This window comes from Roseovarius conchicola, assembly GCF_041403425.1.
GTDB lineage: Bacteria > Pseudomonadota > Alphaproteobacteria > Rhodobacterales > Rhodobacteraceae > Roseovarius > Roseovarius conchicola.
In genome coordinates this window covers 1-1,152 of sequence record NZ_JBGEHK010000022.1, presented here as the reverse complement: position 1 = coordinate 1,152, position 1,152 = coordinate 1, and the positions used below count along the sequence as shown (strand labels likewise).

The 1,152-nt window shown below is 48.2% G+C and carries 2 protein-coding genes; both read left to right on the top strand.

Features of this window, described 5'->3' with window-relative positions; translation table 11 throughout:
• A partial coding sequence (locus tag V6N02_RS22315) for a hypothetical protein (protein WP_371229936.1) occupies nucleotides 1-754 on the top strand: 754 nt, incomplete at its 5' end.
• Nucleotides 751-1,068 carry a hypothetical protein gene (locus V6N02_RS22310; RefSeq protein ID WP_371229933.1) on the top strand — a complete coding sequence of 106 codons (318 nt, stop codon included), beginning with the start codon at nucleotides 751-753 and terminating at the stop codon, nucleotides 1,066-1,068. The genes V6N02_RS22315 and V6N02_RS22310, both read left to right, overlap by 4 nt.
• Nucleotides 1,069-1,152 lie beyond the last annotated feature (84 nt).

The following is a 1,152-nucleotide window of genomic DNA, read 5'->3' as shown; positions in this document are numbered from 1 at the left end:
GGTTTTGCTTCTTATTGTTGCCTCACCTTTGTCGGCTGGCGATTGCCGCCCTGACGGAATGTCCGACAAGGAAGCAGAGCGTATCATTACTATAGCGACCGAGCAGGGCCAGAGCTTTCGTGCTGCAATTGACAAGATGCGTGCGGATGGAGTCACCTATAGAAACGATACGGCCTATGATGATTTGATTGCCAACCCAGAACAGTTGATTGCGCTCGCAAGAGAACGGCATGGTGGAAGAGAAAGCTCACAATACAACAATGACCCGGAACTTTTGGCTGAACTTGGGTATCAGGTTGAAGGGTTTCTGGAAAGCAATACTAGCCGTTGGGTGAAGAAGGATAACTACAACTACTTCACTATAGAACTGGCTAAGCGGCTTCGAAATCTAGCAGTCTTAGTAGGCGGTGAGCCTTCTGCATCTGACTTTCGATACAAATTGGAACTGTCGAAGTTCGTGTTTGCCCTTGATCACTTTGCGGAAGGCGCAGAGTTCAAATATCTGGCCGGGTCAACCGCTGTAGGCGATCAGTATGTAACTATCTACAACTACTTTTCTGAAAAATGGGCTTTTCGGGGGCGCAAACCAAACTATCGAATCCGAATTTTCTTAACGACCGATCCCGATGGCGTAAATGTGACCTTTGACAATATTGCATTCGGTCCCGGAGATCTTCTCAAGAACACATGGCCCCTCTTTCAAGACGCCAATGAAAACTGTTTGGCAAGCTACAATTCCGAAAGTGAAAAATGACTGTCCGGGTTTATCTAGAATCAAAAGAAGTTGGAAATACTAGCTTTGGGCACCTCTATTTAGTCCTACGCGACGATGACAATCCGGCATTCGAAGCACAAGTCATTCGCGGTGGTCCAAGTAGTTTTTCCCTTTTATCCCCGATTCCGCTCTTGGAAATCCAGACCGGTAGTCTAGCGGATTCTGCAGATACCTATACCGAAGGAACTCCACAGGGGCAGCGTTTTTCAATCGACATCACAAACGAGATTGGAGGAGTTGAAGTTTGGCCCGATTGTCCGTCGTCAGGGATTTTGGGACAGATGGCGGCCTGAGCTAAGAGAGGGTCTGGCGCATCTGGTTGTTGTGATTATGCGGCGGATTTGCGGTGGAGCAAGCGTCGCGTTTCGATGGTCTTT